Origin of the sequence: Pseudomonas versuta (assembly GCF_001294575.1) — a bacterium.
Taxonomy (GTDB): domain Bacteria; phylum Pseudomonadota; class Gammaproteobacteria; order Pseudomonadales; family Pseudomonadaceae; genus Aquipseudomonas; species Aquipseudomonas versuta.
In genome coordinates this window covers 377094-393515 of sequence record NZ_CP012676.1, presented here as the reverse complement: position 1 = coordinate 393515, position 16422 = coordinate 377094, and the positions used below count along the sequence as shown (strand labels likewise).

Here is a 16422-nt window from a genome sequence, read left to right as displayed (position 1 = left end):
AGCCTGGAGTGAACTGAATGAGCACTGGCAAAGAACAACTGGATGTGGAAGTAGAAGAAGATTTTCCTGTCTCAGATAAAGACGAGATCGTTGAGCCTGTAGTCGAGGTCGCTAAAACCAATTTGGCCAAGCGCCGGACGATTGATGCGCTTCTGGCAGATAAACGGCTGCAAAAGGAGCTGGAAGATTATCCATACGATCTTTAAATTTTAAGCTCGCGACATCAAAAGCCTCCATTAGCGGAGGCTTTTTGTTTTCAGGGACTGTCGAAGATCAGCGAATCACGTGTATTTCACTCCAGACCATTACGCTGGGCCAGTTCAATGAGATCAACCAGTGATCGGGCATTGAGCTTCAATAAAAGACGTGTTTTGTATGTACTCACCGTCTTGTTACTGAGAAATATGCCATCCGCTATCTCCTTGTTGCTCTTACCACGCGCCAGTTGCTGCAGCACCATCATTTCTCGCCCCGAAAGGCGATTGACCATCTCGGCTTCGCTGGCATTTCCCAAGTTGGAACGCACAGCGTGCAAAGCTTGATTGGGGAAATAGCTGTACCCTGAAAGCACGGCCCGGATAGCGCTAAGCAGTTCGGTCAAATCCTGCTGTTTGCAGACATAACCTGCAGCTCCCGCCTGCATGCAGCGCATGGAGAAATGGCCCGGGGTTTGCGAGGTCAATACCAGTATTTTCATCGGCGCATCAGGTGTTGACAAGCGGGTGATAACTTCAAGCCCGTCAAGCTTGGGAATCCCGATATCCAAAATTACAATATCAGGCGTGTGTTCCCGAGCAAGTTGCAATGCATCTACTCCATTATCCGTCTCTGCTATGACCTCGTAGCCATGTCGTTCCATGAGCATACGTACAGCAAGACGAACCACAGGGTGATCATCCACGATCAGCACTTTATTCATGGGTAATTCCATTTTCCACTGTACTAATTTTTAGAGGCCGCACAATAGCCTAGTTGTCCATCCCTGGGGATAGCATCTAACCCTCCAACAACAATTAAAGAAATATCCTACAAAAAATAAAGAGTTATCCTAAAAACGTTTCTAAACATTAAACACTTGTTACATCCTTTCGCTACATGACTGCTTTAACCAGGTATACAGCCCAATCCGTAGTAAACGCCCAACCAATAATACTTATTCTCATAACCGACATTTAAAATGGCGACAAAGGTTATGCGCCACTTCAACAACGGCAACTCTCGAAAGGCATATGCCTGGATCTTTAGTGGATCAAACCTCCACGGCTAATTCAGACACTTGAGGATGGGGTTAATGAGATCCGAAACATCCGCTATGACGTGGCAGACCGACAAAAAAAAGCCCGACCTGCGGGTCGGGCTTTTCTATCTGCAGGTATATCAGAACAGCTTACGACCCTTGTTCGCGGCAATACGCATGCGCAAGGCGTTCAGCTTGATGAATCCGGCAGCATCAGCCTGATTGTAAGCACCGCCATCTTCTTCGAATGTCGCAATATTTGCATCAAACAACGATTCGTCAGATTTGCGACCAGTAACAATCACGTTGCCTTTGTATAGCTTGAGGCGAACAACACCGTTCACATGAGCCTGGGAAGCATCAATCATTTGTTGCAGCATGATGCGCTCTGGGCTCCACCAGTAGCCGGTGTAAATCAGGCTGGCGTACTTGGGCATCAACTCGTCTTTCAGGTGAGCAACTTCACGATCCAGGGTAATCGACTCAATGGCACGGTGAGCCCGCAGCATAATGGTGCCGCCTGGTGTTTCGTAGCAGCCACGGGACTTCATGCCGACATAACGGTTCTCAACGATGTCGAGACGGCCAATACCATGCTGGCCACCAATGCGGTTCAAGGTCGCCAGTACAGTCGCCGGCGTCATTTCAACGCCGTCCAGCGCAACGATATCGCCGTTGCGGTAGGTCAGTTCCAGGTACTGCGCAGTGTCAGGCGCGTTCTCCGGAGAGACGGTCCAACGCCACATGTCTTCTTCGTGCTCGGTCCAGGTGTCTTCCAGCACACCGCCCTCGTAAGAGATGTGCAGCAAGTTGGCGTCCATCGAGTATGGGGATTTTTTCTTGCCGTGACGCTCGATCGGAATGGAATGCTTCTCTGCATAATCCATCAGCTTTTCACGCGAGAGCAAATCCCACTCACGCCATGGGGCAATAACCTTGACGCCTGGTTTCAGTGCGTAGGCACCCAGTTCAAAACGAACCTGGTCGTTACCTTTGCCCGTCGCGCCATGGGAGATGGCATCGGCACCGGTTTCGTTGGCGATTTCGATCAGACGTTTGGCAATCAGCGGACGTGCGATGGAAGTACCCAGCAGGTACTCGCCTTCATAAACGGTGTTGGCACGGAACATCGGGAACACGAAGTCTCGAACAAATTCTTCGCGCAGGTCATCGATATAGATTTCCTTGACGCCCATGGCTTGCGCCTTGGCGCGTGCAGGCTCGACCTCTTCACCCTGCCCCAGATCGGCGGTAAAGGTTACGACTTCACAGTTATAAGTATCCTGCAGCCACTTGAGGATCACCGAAGTGTCCAGGCCGCCCGAATAAGCCAGAACGACCTTGTTTACGTCCGCCATGCCATCACTCCACGGGTTGTTCGAAAAGCCGAACAGTCTACCGCCCAAGTGCATAAATTTACAGAGGCGCGACACGTTATGACGACAAGGCGACAGTAAGTTTCAACAAGGCGACCAATGGTTGCAACTCAGGACACTGTCCCCGAGCTCTTGGCAGGCGCAGGAGGAGCCGCTCTTTCAGGTTCGGGCACGCGCTCCAGACGTACGCTGACGCGACGGTTTTTAGCGCGGTTGGCAGCACTGTTGTTAGGTGCCAAGGGGTATTGCTCGCCATGGAAACGCAGTGTCATCTGCGACTCCTGCAGGCCGTTCTCCTTGAAGTAACTCATCACAGCCATGGCACGGCGCCGTGACAGCTCGCGATTGGTCAAACGATTGCCGCTATTGTCAGAATACCCCTCAAGGATGAGGTGATTGACTGTAGGGTCTGCCTTTAGATAGTCGAGCATGACTTGCAAGGTGAACCGGGCCTTGATGTCCAGCTCGATCCCACCACCAGGAAACCCGATCTGACTTTGACGTACCTGTTCAAAGTTTTTGGCCAATAGCTTTGTAGTACAGGCTTCGTAATCGCTGTAGGCCTGGCGAAATTTGACCGGCAATAAACGTACCTCCGACAAACCGCCCGTAGATGAGTAATGCCTCACCAGCGGGCTGCGTCCCTCCAGCAACCCACGAAACAAGCGCCCTGCCTGAGCCTGCGAACTATTAAAGAGTACTTGTCCGCGCCCAATGCGTACCGTGCCCAGATCAATGTCACCCCGCCCCGGCTGCCATGGCGCAGCTGCGGCCAGCAAAGTAGCAGCCCCCTCGCCCAGCACTGAGTTGTAGGCATTGAGGCGAAAAACAGCTTGTTCTCCCGCACGACGTACGAAAGCTCCAGAACCGAAATCGGTAATCGGTTGAATCAGGCGACACTCGAATTTATCGCCTTCGACTTTCCACTCAATGTTCTCCAGTCGAGTCTGAAAAGTCATGGCCATGGCAGGCAGGCTGGCAAATATGCCAAACAGGATGAGATAACACTGGCGCACCGCAGCCTCCACAGGCTTGTACCGCAAAAAAACAGTCCGTCGGTTTACCGCAGACCTTACGTATATCGGTTAGCCACCACAAAACTTGATAGCGAGTGCCTGAGAGAGTCTTTTCCGGTAGCATTCGCATCAGTTTGACCCGCCTGGAATCCCCAATGTCTGACCGCCTGACCCTGCTGCGTCCCGACGACTGGCATATACATCTTCGCGATGGTGCTGTGCTACCCCACACTGTCGCAGATGTTGCGCGCACTTTTGGCCGCGCCATCATCATGCCAAACCTGGTACCTCCGGTGCGTAATGCTGCCGAAGCCGATGCCTACCGCCAGCGCATCTTGGCTGCTCGCCCGGCTGGTAGCCGTTTTGAGCCGTTGATGGTGCTTTACCTCACTGACCGAACACAGCCGCAAGACATTCGCACTGCCAAGGCCTGTGGTTTTGTGCACGCCGCCAAGCTGTACCCGGCTGGCGCCACGACCAACTCCGATTCTGGCGTAACCAGCATCGACGCGATCTTCCCGGTCCTTGAAGTCATGGCCGAGGTCGGCATGCCATTGCTGATACACGGCGAAGTCACCCGCGCCAATGTGGATGTGTTTGACCGCGAAAAAATCTTTATCGACGAGCACATGCGCCGTGTTGTTGATCGCTTCCCGACTTTGAAAGTCGTGTTCGAGCACATCACAACCGCTGACGCAGTGCAGTTCGTCAATGAGGCTTCGGCAAACGTAGGTGCAACCATTACGGCTCACCACCTGCTGTACAACCGTAACCACATGCTGGTTGGCGGTATTCGCCCGCACTTCTATTGCCTGCCGATCCTCAAGCGCAACACTCATCAGGAAGCCCTGCTGGATGCGGCCACGAGCGGCAGCCAGAAATTCTTCCTGGGCACCGACTCGGCGCCGCATGCCCAGCATGCCAAAGAAGCTGCGTGTGGATGTGCCGGTTGCTATACGGCCTATGCGGCCATCGAGATGTATGCCGAAGCATTTGAACAGCGCAATGCCCTGGACAAACTGGAAGCTTTTGCCAGCTTGAATGGCCCGCGCTTTTACGGCCTGGCCCCCAGTACCGAAAAAATCACCCTGGTTCGCCAGGAGTGGACTGCCCCAACCAGCCTGCCATTCGGCGAGTTGACCGTAATTCCGCTGCGCGCCGGTGAAAAACTGCGCTGGCGCCTGCTGGAGGAACAGCTGTGAGCGACGACCATTATGATGACGAACACGAAGGCGGTCATGGCGGCGGCTCACGCCACCCGATGGCTGAGCGTTTTCGCGGCTATCTGCCGGTCGTAATCGATGTTGAGACTGGCGGCTTCAACAGCGCCACTGATGCCTTGCTGGAAATTGCAGCAGTCACCATCGGCATGGATGAAAGAGGTTTTGTGTACCCGGAGCACACCTATTTCCACCGTGTCGAGCCGTTCGAAGGCGCCAACATCGAAGCCGCAGCCCTGGAATTTACCGGGATCAAGCTTGATCACCCGCTGCGCATGGCTGTAAGCGAAGAAACAGCCCTGACCGACATTTTCCGTGGCGTGCGTAAAGCCCTGAAAGCCAATGGCTGCAAACGCGCCATTCTGGTGGGTCACAACAGCAGCTTCGACCTGGGCTTCCTTAACGCAGCTGTCGCGCGCCTGGACATGAAACGTAACCCGTTTCACCCGTTCTCCAGCTTTGACACCGCAACCTTGGCTGGCTTGGCATACGGCCAGACTGTATTGGCCAAAGCCTGTCAAACAGCCGATATCGATTTTGACGGCCGTGAAGCACACTCAGCACGCTATGACACCGAAAAGACCGCTGAACTGTTTTGCGGCATCGTTAACCGCTGGAAACAAATGGGCGGCTGGAAAGACTTCAACGACTGATACTGTCGTTAAGGCTTGCATCACGCCATAAAAAAACCGGACATTGAGTCCGGTTTTTTTATGCCTGAACTAACCGTTACAGCTGGTCAGCGTTCTCAGCCAGGTAAGCAGCAACGCCGGCAGTCGAAGCCGTCATGCCTTTATCGCCTTTCTTCCAGTTGGCCGGGCAAACTTCGCCGTGCTCTTCGTGGAATTGCAGAGCGTCAACCAGACGCAGCAGTTCGTCCATGTTACGACCCAGTGGCAGGTCGTTCACGATCTGGGAGCGAACAACGCCTTTGTCATCGATCAGGAATGCGCCACGCAGAGCAACGCCGCCTTCAGTTTCAACGTCATAAGCCTTGCAGATTGCGTGATTGATGTCGGCAGCCATGGTGTATTTCACCTGACCGATGCCGCCATTGTTCACTGGAGTGTTGCGCCATGCGTTGTGAGTGAAATGAGAGTCGATGGACACTGCAACCACTTCAACGTTACGTGCCTGGAACTCAGGAATGCGGTGGTCCAGAGCAATCAGCTCGGACGGGCAAACGAAAGTGAAGTCCAGCGGGTAGAAGAACACCAGGCCATATTTGCCTTTGATAGCAGTGGACAGCGAGAAGCTGTCAACGATTTCGCCATTGCCGAGTACGGCTGCGACGGTGAAGTCAGGGGCTTGTTTGCCTACGAGTACGCTCATTGGATATCTCCTGGTGTGCAACGTGAAGAACGGGGTCCGGTCTGGCTGCTATTGCAAAAATCAGCCTTGGACCAGCTCCCGCGTAAAAAGACCGGCCATCATACACCGCTCGTCCGGACCGGCCTTAACCCTTTTTAATGACCGGGAAACTGTCGACTCATACCGTTCGTCACTGGAGTGTCATCGAGGCCTGATTGAGACTCAAGGTACTTTGACAATCATTCTCGTTAACATTAAGATCCCTCGCATTGAATCCCAACCAGCGATGGTTCTTATTTATGTACGTTTGCCTTTGCACTGGCGTTACCGATGGGAAAATCCGCGACGCAATCTATGACGGTTGCTGCAGCTACCGTGAAGTGCGTGAAGCGACCGGCGTCGCAAGCCAATGCGGCAAATGTGCTTGTTTAGCCAAGCAAGTGGTTCGTGAAACCCTCTCCTCGCTGCAAGCTAGCCAGGCAGTAATGAGTTACCCGGCGGAATTTTCCGTCGCCTGATGACCGAATTTTAAAGAGCCGGACTAAATGTCCGGCTTTTTTATGCCCAAAATTCAAGCGCTTAGCACCAAGACGCGGAACTCAAACATTCTTATTCCGATTAATTTTCATTTATTATTCAAACACTTAGGTTTGACAGTCTTAAGTACGCGGATCAAACTCTGCCTTATATACGGTTACTTAAGGCAGGCCCTAGCCATGAAAGGCGATATTTCAGTCATCCAGCACCTCAACAAAATTCTCGGCAACGAGCTGGTCGCTATCAATCAATACTTCCTGCATGCACGCATGTATCAGGACTGGGGTCTGGAAAAGTTGGGGGCACACGAGTACCACGAGTCCATCGACGAGATGAAACATGCGGACAAGCTGATCAAGCGCATCCTGTTCCTTGAAGGCCTGCCAAACGTGCAGGACCTGGGCAAGCTGCACATCGGCGAACACACCAAAGAAATGCTGGAGTGCGACCTGCGCATTGAGAAGACCGGGCACGCCGACCTCAAGGCAGCAATCGCGCACTGCGAAGTTGTAGGTGACTTTGGGAGCCGTGAACTTCTGGAAGATATTCTTGAATCTGAAGAAGAACATATCGACTGGCTGGAAACACAGTTAGGCCTGATCGATAAAGTCGGTATTGAGAATTACCTGCAGTCGCAAATGGGTGAGTAACTAACCCCCTGAAGCGCCATAAAAAAGCCCCGCCCTGTTTAATCAGGAGCGGGGCTTTTTATGCGTGGTCACTTAATTAAACAGTGAACACGGCGACTGTCATTACGCTTCAGTCTTGGTCGCGGCAGCTTTTTCTACAGCCGCTTTGATCGTCGACTGCAAAGAACCATCTGCTGCCATCTCGGTCATGATGTCGCTACCACCGATCAACTCACCACCTACCCACAGCTGGGGAAAGGTTGGCCAGTTAGCGTATTTCGGCAGGTTGGCGCGGATTTCAGGATTCTGAAGGATGTCCACGTAAGCGAACTTCTCACCACAGGCCATCACAGCTTGCGCAGCTTTAGCCGAAAAGCCGCACTGCGGGGCATTCGGGGAGCCTTTCATGTAGAGCAGAATGGTGTTGTTGGCAATCTGTTCTTTAATAGTTTCGATGATATCCATGGAGCACCTCGGCTGAACTTTCCGACTCAGTTGTCGGCACGGTGGCGCATTGTAGCGGAAAGCCGAGCACGACGCTCGGTCTCCCCGACAGACAATGGTCTCAATTCCTGCCTATAGAGCAGCGGCTACAAGGCCCACAATTGCCAAGCAGCGTGAGGGCAGTGTACAAATGGTCAGCTGAGGTGAGGCAAACCACTCAATGGTGGTTCAAGCCTGGTGCTCATACAGCGCAAGTCTCGCTCGATCCTCTAAAAATATGCCCCTTATTGGCAAGACGCGACATTTCCTTATAAGATCGCGCCTTCCCCTATTTCCGTCGCCCCGTGCGGCTTACGCCGCAGGTCTCGCCCGTTTTTCCGAAAAACCTGGCTTTGAGCATCTGCGATCGTTGCAAAAAAGGTAGTTAATGATGAGCGCAAGGCACTTTCTCTCCCTGATGGATTGCACGCCCGAAGAACTACTCAGCGTGATTCGTCGCGGTATCGAGCTCAAGGACCTGCGCGAGCGCGGCGTACTCTTCGAACCCCTGAAAAACCGCGTACTGGGCATGATTTTCGAAAAATCATCGACCCGCACCCGACTGTCTTTTGAAGCCGGCATGATTCAGCTCGGCGGCCAGGCCATCTTCCTGTCGCCACGCGACACCCAACTGGGCCGTGGCGAGCCGATTGGCGACTGCGCCATTGTCATGTCACGCATGCTCGACGCGGTCATGATTCGCACCTTCGCCCACAGCACCCTGACCGAGTTCGCAGCCAACTCCCGGGTACCTGTCATCAATGGCCTCTCGGACGATCTGCACCCGTGCCAACTGCTGGCCGACATGCAGACCTACCTTGAGCATCGCGGCTCGATCAAAGGCAAAACCGTGGCCTGGATCGGCGATGGCAACAACATGTGCAACAGCTATATAGAAGCGGCAATCCAGTTCGACTTCCAGCTGCGTGTTGCCTGCCCTGAAGGGTATGAACCCAACCCCGAATTCGTAGCCCTGGCCGGTGACCGCGTAACCATCGTTCGCGACCCTCGTGAAGCCGTAACCGGCGCCCATCTGGTGAGCACTGATGTCTGGACCTCAATGGGCCAGGAAGAAGAAACCGCCAAGCGCTTAAAACTCTTTGCGCCATTCCAGGTAAACCGTGCCCTGCTCGACCTGGCCGCCGAAGACGTGCTGTTCATGCATTGCCTGCCCGCACACCGCGGAGAAGAAATCAGCCTCGACTTGCTGGACGACAAGCGCTCGGTCGCTTGGGACCAGGCCGAGAACCGCCTGCACGCGCAGAAAGCATTGCTCGAATTCCTCGTTCAATCGGCGTACCAACCCGTATGAGCCAGCCGCTATTGCTAAACCTGCGTGATCTGGCCTGTGGATACCAAGGCCAGAGCGTCGTGCAAAACCTCAATCTGCACCTCAATGCAGGCGATATTGGCTGCTTGCTTGGCTCCTCCGGGTGCGGAAAAACCACCACGCTGCGCGCCATTGCCGGTTTTGAGCCCGTACACCAGGGCGAAATCCAGCTGGCCGGCGAAGTCATCTCCAGTGCAGGGTTCACACTTGCACCCGAGAAGCGTCGCATCGGTATGGTGTTTCAGGACTATGCACTATTTCCGCACCTGAGCGTGGCCGATAACATCGCGTTCGGCATCCGCAAACACCCTGACAAAGACCGCGTAACCCAAGAGCTGCTTGAACTGGTCAACCTCAGGAACCTTGGCAAACGCTTCCCCCACGAGCTTTCCGGCGGCCAGCAGCAACGCGTTGCTCTGGCCCGTGCACTGGCACCCGAACCGCAACTGCTGCTGCTGGACGAGCCTTTCTCCAACCTGGATGGCGAACTACGGCGCAAACTCAGCCATGAAGTGCGCGATATCTTGAAAGCCCGAGGCACCAGCGCAATTCTGGTAACACATGACCAGGAAGAAGCCTTCGCTGTCAGCGACCATGTCGGGGTTTTCAAGGAAGGTCGCCTTGAGCAGTGGGACACACCCTACAACCTGTACCACGAGCCTCTGACGCCGTTTGTGGCGAGTTTTATTGGCCAGGGGTACTTCATTCGCGGCCAGCTATTGAGCCCTGAGTCAGTTCAAACCGAGTTAGGTGTACTGCGCGGCAATCGAGCCTACACCTGGCCTACCGGTGGTGCTGTGGATGTATTGTTGCGCCCGGACGATATCGTTTACGCCCCGGACAGCGAATTGAAAGCGAAAATTATTGGCAAAACCTTCCTCGGTGCTTCGACCCTGTATCGCCTGCAACTGCCCACTGGCAGCCAGCTGGAATCGATTTTCCCGAGCCACGCCGACCACTTGCCAGGGACTGAAGTCGGCATTCGCGTTGCTGCTGAACATCTGGTGATGTTCCAAACCAGCGGCAGCACGGCAGCGCAAATTCAACACACTGATTCTGGGGTAAGACGCTTCAGCACAACTGACTGAGCTGCGGCTGCCAATTTCTGGATGGCAAAACCCTGTAGGAGCGAGCTTGCTCCTACAGGGTCGGTTTTTTTGGACGTAACACCTCAAGCCCGCCCCACAGGCGCAAAAATCGCCTGCGAATGCTCTGCCAGCACTGCAGGCGCCAGCTCGACTTCCAGCCCGCGTCGGCCGGCGCTGACAAATATCGTCGCAAAACCCTGTGCACTTTGATCAATAAAGGTACGCAAACGCTTTTTCTGGCCCAGCGGGCTAATCCCACCCAGCAGATACCCCGTCGAACGCTGTGCTGCCACCGGGTCAGCCATTTCGACTTTCTTGACGCCGGCCGCCTGCGCCAGCGCTTTTAAATCAAGACTTCCGACGACCGGTACAACTGCGACTAACAACTCACCTTTTTCGCTGCTGACCAACAATGTCTTGAACACCTGTGCCGGGGCAAGACCGAGCTTTTCTGCGGCCTCCAACCCGTAGGAAGCAGCCTTGGGGTCGTGTTCATAGCTATGCACCCGATGTTCGGCGCGAACTTTTTTCAGCAGGTCCAATGCAGGCGTCATAAGAGCTCCAGTCGGGAATCGGACAAAGTGAATCAGGTCAGAATTTTAGGCTATCGAGCGACAAAAAGGCGCTGGAACGGGCCTCTTGGCCCCCTCTCAAGCTGAAACGGTACGCTCTTGCCTACCAATTTGTGTTCTTTGCTTACATAAAAACAAGTACCAAACCGGCAGTAAAAAGTCAGAATATGAATCACCGTTCACTTTCGACCTTTGACAGCAGTGTTTCTTGTCTATATTTTTTCGAATATGAATATGCTCGGCTTTTACACATAATCCATTACTAACCCATGAAAAGCCGGATCAATGCTTTCCGGTTTTAGTGCAGCTTCAACAGCCCCCCAGACCGACAACGTCAAAAAACAAAAAAAACGAGGTTTCAAATGACGACCGCAACCCAGCATCCCACGCTTTCCGGCCAGTGCATGGCCGAGTTTCTCGGCACCGCACTTTTGATATTTTTTGGTACAGGCTGTGTTGCGGCTCTCAAGGTAGGGGGCGCCAGCTTAGGCTTATGGGAAATCAGCATCATCTGGGGTATCGGGGTGAGCATGGCGATTTACCTGACAGCGGGCGTTTCGGGTGCACACCTGAACCCGGCCGTCAGCATTGCACTCTGCCTGTTCACCGATTTTGAAAAGCGCAAACTTCCTTTCTACATCATCGCCCAGGTCGCGGGTGCCTTCTGCGCAGCTGCATTGGTGTACACGCTCTACAGCAATTTATTTTTCGATTACGAACAAACCCATCAATTGATTCGCGGCAGCCAGGCCAGCCTGGACACGGCCTCGGTTTTCTCGACCTATCCGCACCCGGCACTCTCCACCCTGCAAGCCTTCCTCGTCGAAATGGTCATTACCGCTATTCTCATGGGCGTGATCATGGCCCTCACCGATGACAAGAATGGTTTGCCTCGCGGCCCGATGGCGCCGCTGCTGATAGGCTTGCTGATTGCCGTAATTGGCAGCTCGATGGGCCCGCTGACAGGATTTGCAATGAACCCCGCACGTGATTTCGGGCCCAAGCTGATGACGTTCTTTGCTGGCTGGGGTGAGATTTCGCTTACCGGCGGGCGCGATATCCCTTATTTCCTGATTCCGATTTTTGCACCGATCGTAGGTGCCTGCCTCGGCGCAGCCATATATCGCGGAATGATTGCCCGCCATTTGCCTGCTGCCGAACCTCTGGCAACGCAGACCCAAGCCATCCCAGAGGTGAAAACCCAGGCTTCCTGATAGAACCGTTGAAACGGGGCTCACGAGACTACTGCCCGTACTTTTCTCGAGCCCTGAACCTATTACTTAATTCTGCAAGGCACTCAAATGACCGACATTCAGAATAAGAACTACATTATTGCGCTGGACCAAGGCACCACCAGTTCGCGAGCGATCATCTTCGATCGTGACGCAAACGTGGTCTGCACCGCGCAACGCGAGTTCCAGCAGCACTATCCGCAACCAGGCTGGGTTGAACATGACCCGATGGAAATCTTCGCCACCCAAAGCGCGGTGATGGTCGAAGCTCTGGCCCAGGCCGGCCTGCATCATGATCAAGTGGCTGCTATCGGCATCACCAACCAGCGGGAAACCACCGTTGTCTGGGACAAAATCAGCGGGCGTCCGATCTACAACGCGATCGTCTGGCAGTGCCGACGCAGTACAGAGATCTGCGAGCAGCTCAAGCGCGACGGCCACGAGCAATACATCAGCGACACCACCGGCCTGGTAACCGACCCTTACTTTTCGGGCACCAAGCTGAAGTGGATCCTGGACAACGTCGAAGGCAGCCGCGAACGTGCACGTAATGGCGAACTGCTGTTCGGCACCATCGACAGCTGGCTGATCTGGAAATTTACCGGCGGCAAAACCCACGTCACTGACTACACCAACGCTTCGCGCACCATGCTCTTCAACATCCACACGCTGGAGTGGGATGCCAAGATGCTGGAGGTGCTGGACGTCCCGCGCGAAATGCTGCCTGAAGTCAAATCGTCTTCGGAAATCTACGGCCGCACTAAAAGCGGTATCGCCATCGGCGGTATTGCCGGTGACCAACAGGCCGCGCTGTTTGGCCAGATGTGCGTTGAACCGGGCCAGGCCAAAAACACCTACGGCACTGGCTGCTTCCTGCTGATGAACACCGGTTCCAAGGCCGTCAAATCTTCACACGGCATGCTGACCACCATTGCCTGCGGCCCTCGAGGCGAAGTGGCTTACGCGCTGGAAGGCGCAGTATTCAACGGTGGCTCCACCGTGCAGTGGCTGCGCGACGAGTTGAAAATAATCAACGACGCGCATGACACCGAGTATTTCGCCAACAAGGTCAAAGACAGCAATGGCGTGTACCTGGTACCGGCCTTCACCGGCCTGGGCGCTCCCTACTGGGACCCGTATGCACGCGGCGCATTGTTCGGTCTGACCCGCGGAGTACGCGTGGATCACATCATTCGTGCAGCGCTCGAATCAATTGCCTACCAGACACGCGACGTGCTGGATGCCATGCAGCAAGACTCGGGCGAGCGTCTCAAAGCCTTGCGCGTAGATGGCGGCGCAGTAGCCAACAACTTCCTGATGCAGTTCCAGGCCGACATTCTCGGCACCATGGTCGAGCGTCCGAAAATGCGTGAAACCACTGCCTTGGGCGCAGCCTATCTGGCGGGTCTGGCCTGCGGTTTCTGGGGCAGCCTGGAAGAGTTGCGAGGTAAAGCCGTGATTGAACGCGAGTTCGAACCTACGCTTGAGGAAGCCTGTAAAGAGAAGCTCTACGCTGGCTGGAAAAAGGCCGTGAGCCGTACACGCGACTGGGAACCCCACGAAGAAAGCAACTAAGCACTTTGCAGTACGCAAGCAGCGAACACTTCAGATGTTCACTGCTTGCGCCTGTGTCTCATGGCACCTGCGAGTAGCAGGCGACGCTTTCCTGCGGCATCATGGGCGAATTTTGCTTCGCCGCCCAAAGGAAACTCCATGAATCTGCCTCCACGCCAACAGCAGATCCTCGAACTCGTTCGCGAGCGCGGCTACGTCAGCATCGAGGAAATGGCTCAGTTGTTCGTCGTTACACCGCAGACCATCCGTCGCGACATCAATCAGTTGGCAGAAGCCGATCTGTTACGTCGTTATCACGGTGGCGCAGCCTATGACTCCAGCGTTGAAAACACCGCCTACGCCATGCGCGCCGACCAGATGCGCGATGAAAAGCGCCGCATTGGCGAAGCCATCGCTGCCCAGATTCCTGATCACGCCTCGATTTTCATCAATATCGGCACCACCACCGAGTCGATAGCCCGGGCGCTGCTCAACCACAACCACCTGAAAATCATCACCAACAACCTGCATGTCGCTTCGATCCTGAGCGCCAAGGATGATTTCGAAGTACTGATAGCCGGCGGCAACGTGCGTCGTGATGGCGGCATCGTGGGCCAGGCCAGCGTCGACTTTATCAACCAGTTCAAGTTTGACTTTGCTCTGGTAGGTATCAGCGGTATCGATTCAGACGGTAGCCTGCTGGATTTCGACTACCAGGAAGTGCGCGTTTCCCAGGCCATTATCGCCAATGCCCGACAGACCATCCTCGCCGCTGACTCCAGTAAATTTGGCCGCAACGCGATGGTTCGCCTTGGCCCGATCAGCCTGATTGATTGCCTGGTCACCGACCAGCCGCCGGTACCGGAGCTGGCGCAACTGCTCGCCCAGCACAAGATCCGGCTGGAAGTGGTGTAACTCCAGCGCTCCATCTTCCCTTCAGAAGCGAGCTTGCCTCGCGATAGCAGCAACGCGCTCAGGTTCAAACCCTGCGTTGCCTGAATCGCGGGGCAAGCTCGCGCCTACAGTAAATGTTCGAAATTCTTCTTTTCATCATCCTTCGATGAGTTTTTTCAATCGAAGCAGGCTGGCCGTGGGCGCGTTTATCCGCTACCATTTTCGAAAATGAACATTAATGTTCGAATTCAAATAAGCGTAAAGAACGCGAGGCCTACATATGTCCCTGACCACCTTGCCTGCCACTCCCCTCTCCGAGGTTTATGATGTTGCCGTGATTGGCGGTGGAATCAACGGCGTAGGAATCGCGGCAGACGCTGCCGGTCGCGGCTTGTCTGTGTTCCTTTGCGAAAAAGACGATCTGGCCAGCCACACCTCGTCTGCCAGCAGCAAGTTGATTCACGGTGGCCTGCGCTATCTGGAGCATTACGAATTCCGCCTGGTGCGCGAAGCACTGGCCGAACGCGAAGTGTTGCTGGCCAAAGCCCCGCACATTGTCAAACCCATGCGCTTTGTCTTGCCTCATCGCCCGCACCTGCGCCCGGCCTGGATGATTCGTGCCGGCCTGTTTCTGTATGACCATTTGGGCAAGCGTGAAAAGCTCGCCGGTTCTACCAGTCTCAAGTTCGGTGCCGACAGCCCGTTAAAAGCAGAAATCACCAAGGGCTTTGAATACTCGGACTGCTGGGTGGATGACGCTCGTCTTGTAGTACTGAACGCCATGGCAGCGCGGGAAAAAGGTGCGCATGTCCACACCCAAACCCGCTGCGTCGGTGCTCGTCGCAGCAAAGGCTTGTGGGAACTGAATCTGGAGCGAGCCGACGGCAGCTTGTTCTCGATTCGCGCCAAGGCGTTGGTAAACGCCGCAGGGCCCTGGGTCGCCAAATTCATCAAAGACGATCTCAAGCTCGACTCGCCCTACGGCATTCGCCTGATTCAGGGCAGCCACCTGATCGTTCCGAAACTGTATGACGCGCCAAATGCATTCATCCTGCAGAACGAAGACCAGCGGATCGTCTTCACCATTCCGTACATGGACCAGTTCACCATCATTGGTACCACTGACCGCGAATACACCGGCGACCCGGCCAAAGTCAGCATCACCGAAGAAGAAACCGACTATCTGCTCAATGTGGTCAATGCTCATTTCAAACAACAAGTAAGCCGGGCCGATATTCTGCGCACCTACTCCGGCGTTCGCCCGCTGTGCAATGACGAGTCGGATAACCCGTCGGCGGTCACTCGTGATTACACCCTGGCACTGTCCGGCGTACCGGGCGAAGCACCATTGCTGTCTGTATTTGGCGGCAAGCTGACCACCTACCGCAAACTGGCCGAGTCGGCCATGGCGCAACTGGCCCCGTTCTTCAGCCAGATCAAGCCAAGCTGGACCGCCAAGGCAACACTGCCGGGCGCAGAGAACATGACGACCCCACAAGCCCTGAGCGCTGCCCTGACCAGCAAATACAGCTGGCTGGATGCTGCCATTGCCAAGCGCTGGGCTATCACCTATGGCAGCCGCTCATGGAGCCTGCTGGAGGGCATGCAGGGCTTGGACGACATGGGTGAGCACATCGGCAGCGGTCTCTACAGCCGTGAAGTCGATTACCTGTGCAGCCAGGAATGGGCACTGGATGCGCAAGACATCCTGTGGCGCCGGACCAAACTGGGGTTGTTCACCACTGCCCAGGAGCAGGAACACCTGGTGCAATACATGGCCACGCTGGACTTGAAGCATCGCAAGGTAGAAGCCGCTTAAAACTTGACGCCCCCTGCAGGAGCAAGCCTGCAGGGGGACGTAGTGCACCGTTTCAACTGTCAACCGGGTACCTTCATCGCGAGCAGGTTTGCTCTTGCAGGCACCCTGCCCCATTCGGTTTTCC

At 54.8% G+C, this 16422-nt stretch carries 17 protein-coding genes; 11 read left to right on the top strand and 6 right to left on the bottom strand.

Going from position 1 to position 16422, the window contains the following annotated elements:
* Positions 1-17: 17 nt before the first annotated feature.
* Positions 18-206: a PA3496 family putative envelope integrity protein gene (locus AOC04_RS01820; protein ID WP_060690893.1), complete on the top strand. Its 189-nt coding sequence runs from the start codon at positions 18-20 to the stop codon at positions 204-206.
* 86 nt (positions 207-292) lie between these two features.
* On the opposite strand, the gene AOC04_RS01815 is transcribed toward AOC04_RS01820, so the two are convergent.
* The 3 genes from AOC04_RS01815 to AOC04_RS01805 all read right to left on the bottom strand — a co-directional run bounded on the left by AOC04_RS01815 (position 293) and on the right by AOC04_RS01805 (position 3629).
* Positions 293-919 carry a response regulator transcription factor gene (locus AOC04_RS01815; protein ID WP_060690892.1) on the bottom strand — a complete coding sequence of 209 codons (627 nt, stop codon included), beginning with the start codon at positions 917-919 and terminating at the stop codon, positions 293-295.
* Positions 920-1377: 458 nt separating this feature from the next.
* A complete protein-coding gene (locus AOC04_RS01810) occupies positions 1378-2595 on the bottom strand; it encodes an argininosuccinate synthase (RefSeq protein WP_060690891.1) in 1218 nt (405 codons plus the stop codon).
* Positions 2596-2723: 128 nt separating this feature from the next.
* Positions 2724-3629, bottom strand: a complete 906-nt coding sequence (locus tag AOC04_RS01805; protein ID WP_060690890.1) for a flagellar protein MotY — start codon at positions 3627-3629, stop codon at positions 2724-2726.
* A gap of 155 nt (positions 3630-3784) precedes the next feature.
* Here AOC04_RS01805 and pyrC point away from each other — a divergent pair, with 155 nt between their 5' ends.
* Together pyrC and rnt are read left to right on the top strand one after the other, a co-directional pair.
* Positions 3785-4831 (top strand): dihydroorotase, encoded by a 1047-nt coding sequence (pyrC, locus tag AOC04_RS01800; protein ID WP_060690889.1) that lies wholly within the window; start codon positions 3785-3787, stop codon positions 4829-4831.
* Complete coding sequence (gene rnt / locus AOC04_RS01795) at positions 4828-5502, top strand: ribonuclease T (RefSeq protein ID WP_003443180.1); 675 nt, start codon at positions 4828-4830, stop codon at positions 5500-5502. Before pyrC ends, rnt begins: the two co-directional genes overlap by 4 nt.
* Before the next feature lie 76 nt (positions 5503-5578).
* Here the strand turns inward: rnt and AOC04_RS01790 are convergent, their stop codons facing one another.
* Positions 5579-6181 carry a peroxiredoxin gene (locus tag AOC04_RS01790; protein WP_060690888.1) on the bottom strand — a complete coding sequence of 201 codons (603 nt, stop codon included), beginning with the start codon at positions 6179-6181 and terminating at the stop codon, positions 5579-5581.
* 278 nt (positions 6182-6459) lie between these two features.
* Here AOC04_RS01790 and AOC04_RS23240 point away from each other — a divergent pair, with 278 nt between their 5' ends.
* A complete protein-coding gene (locus AOC04_RS23240) occupies positions 6460-6678 on the top strand; it encodes a bacterioferritin-associated ferredoxin (RefSeq protein ID WP_073508905.1) in 219 nt (72 codons plus the stop codon).
* Positions 6679-6876: 198 nt separating this feature from the next.
* Positions 6877-7347 (top strand): bacterioferritin, encoded by a 471-nt coding sequence (gene bfr / locus AOC04_RS01785; RefSeq protein WP_048378033.1) that lies wholly within the window; start codon positions 6877-6879, stop codon positions 7345-7347.
* A gap of 102 nt (positions 7348-7449) precedes the next feature.
* Here the strand turns inward: bfr and grxD are convergent, their stop codons facing one another.
* Complete coding sequence (gene grxD / locus AOC04_RS01780; RefSeq protein ID WP_060690887.1) at positions 7450-7791, bottom strand: Grx4 family monothiol glutaredoxin; 342 nt, start codon at positions 7789-7791, stop codon at positions 7450-7452.
* 409 nt (positions 7792-8200) lie between these two features.
* Here grxD and argF point away from each other — a divergent pair, with 409 nt between their 5' ends.
* Both argF and AOC04_RS01770 read left to right on the top strand, forming a co-directional pair.
* Positions 8201-9121 carry an ornithine carbamoyltransferase gene (argF, locus tag AOC04_RS01775; protein WP_060690886.1) on the top strand — a complete coding sequence of 307 codons (921 nt, stop codon included), beginning with the start codon at positions 8201-8203 and terminating at the stop codon, positions 9119-9121.
* Positions 9118-10227, top strand: coding sequence for an ABC transporter ATP-binding protein (locus AOC04_RS01770; protein ID WP_060690885.1), 1110 nt, complete (start codon positions 9118-9120; stop codon positions 10225-10227). Before argF ends, AOC04_RS01770 begins: the two co-directional genes overlap by 4 nt.
* 83 nt (positions 10228-10310) lie before the next feature.
* Here AOC04_RS01770 and ybaK read toward each other — a convergent pair whose 3' ends face one another.
* Positions 10311-10781 carry a Cys-tRNA(Pro) deacylase gene (ybaK, locus tag AOC04_RS01765; protein WP_060690884.1) on the bottom strand — a complete coding sequence of 157 codons (471 nt, stop codon included), beginning with the start codon at positions 10779-10781 and terminating at the stop codon, positions 10311-10313.
* A 380-nt stretch (positions 10782-11161) separates the two neighbouring features.
* Here ybaK and AOC04_RS01760 point away from each other — a divergent pair, with 380 nt between their 5' ends.
* The 4 genes from AOC04_RS01760 to glpD all read left to right on the top strand — a co-directional run bounded on the left by AOC04_RS01760 (position 11162) and on the right by glpD (position 16298).
* The gene (locus AOC04_RS01760) at positions 11162-12013 is read left to right on the top strand and encodes an MIP/aquaporin family protein (protein ID WP_060690883.1); all 852 of its coding nucleotides are present in this window, start codon (positions 11162-11164) and stop codon (positions 12011-12013) included.
* Positions 12014-12100: 87 nt separating this feature from the next.
* Positions 12101-13606, top strand: coding sequence for a glycerol kinase GlpK (gene glpK, locus AOC04_RS01755; RefSeq protein WP_060690882.1), 1506 nt, complete (start codon positions 12101-12103; stop codon positions 13604-13606).
* A 138-nt stretch (positions 13607-13744) separates the two neighbouring features.
* Positions 13745-14500 (top strand): DeoR family transcriptional regulator, encoded by a 756-nt coding sequence (locus AOC04_RS01750; RefSeq protein ID WP_060690881.1) that lies wholly within the window; start codon positions 13745-13747, stop codon positions 14498-14500.
* 259 nt (positions 14501-14759) lie between these two features.
* Positions 14760-16298 (top strand): glycerol-3-phosphate dehydrogenase, encoded by a 1539-nt coding sequence (gene glpD, locus AOC04_RS01745; protein WP_060690880.1) that lies wholly within the window; start codon positions 14760-14762, stop codon positions 16296-16298.
* Positions 16299-16422: the final 124 nt, after the last annotated feature.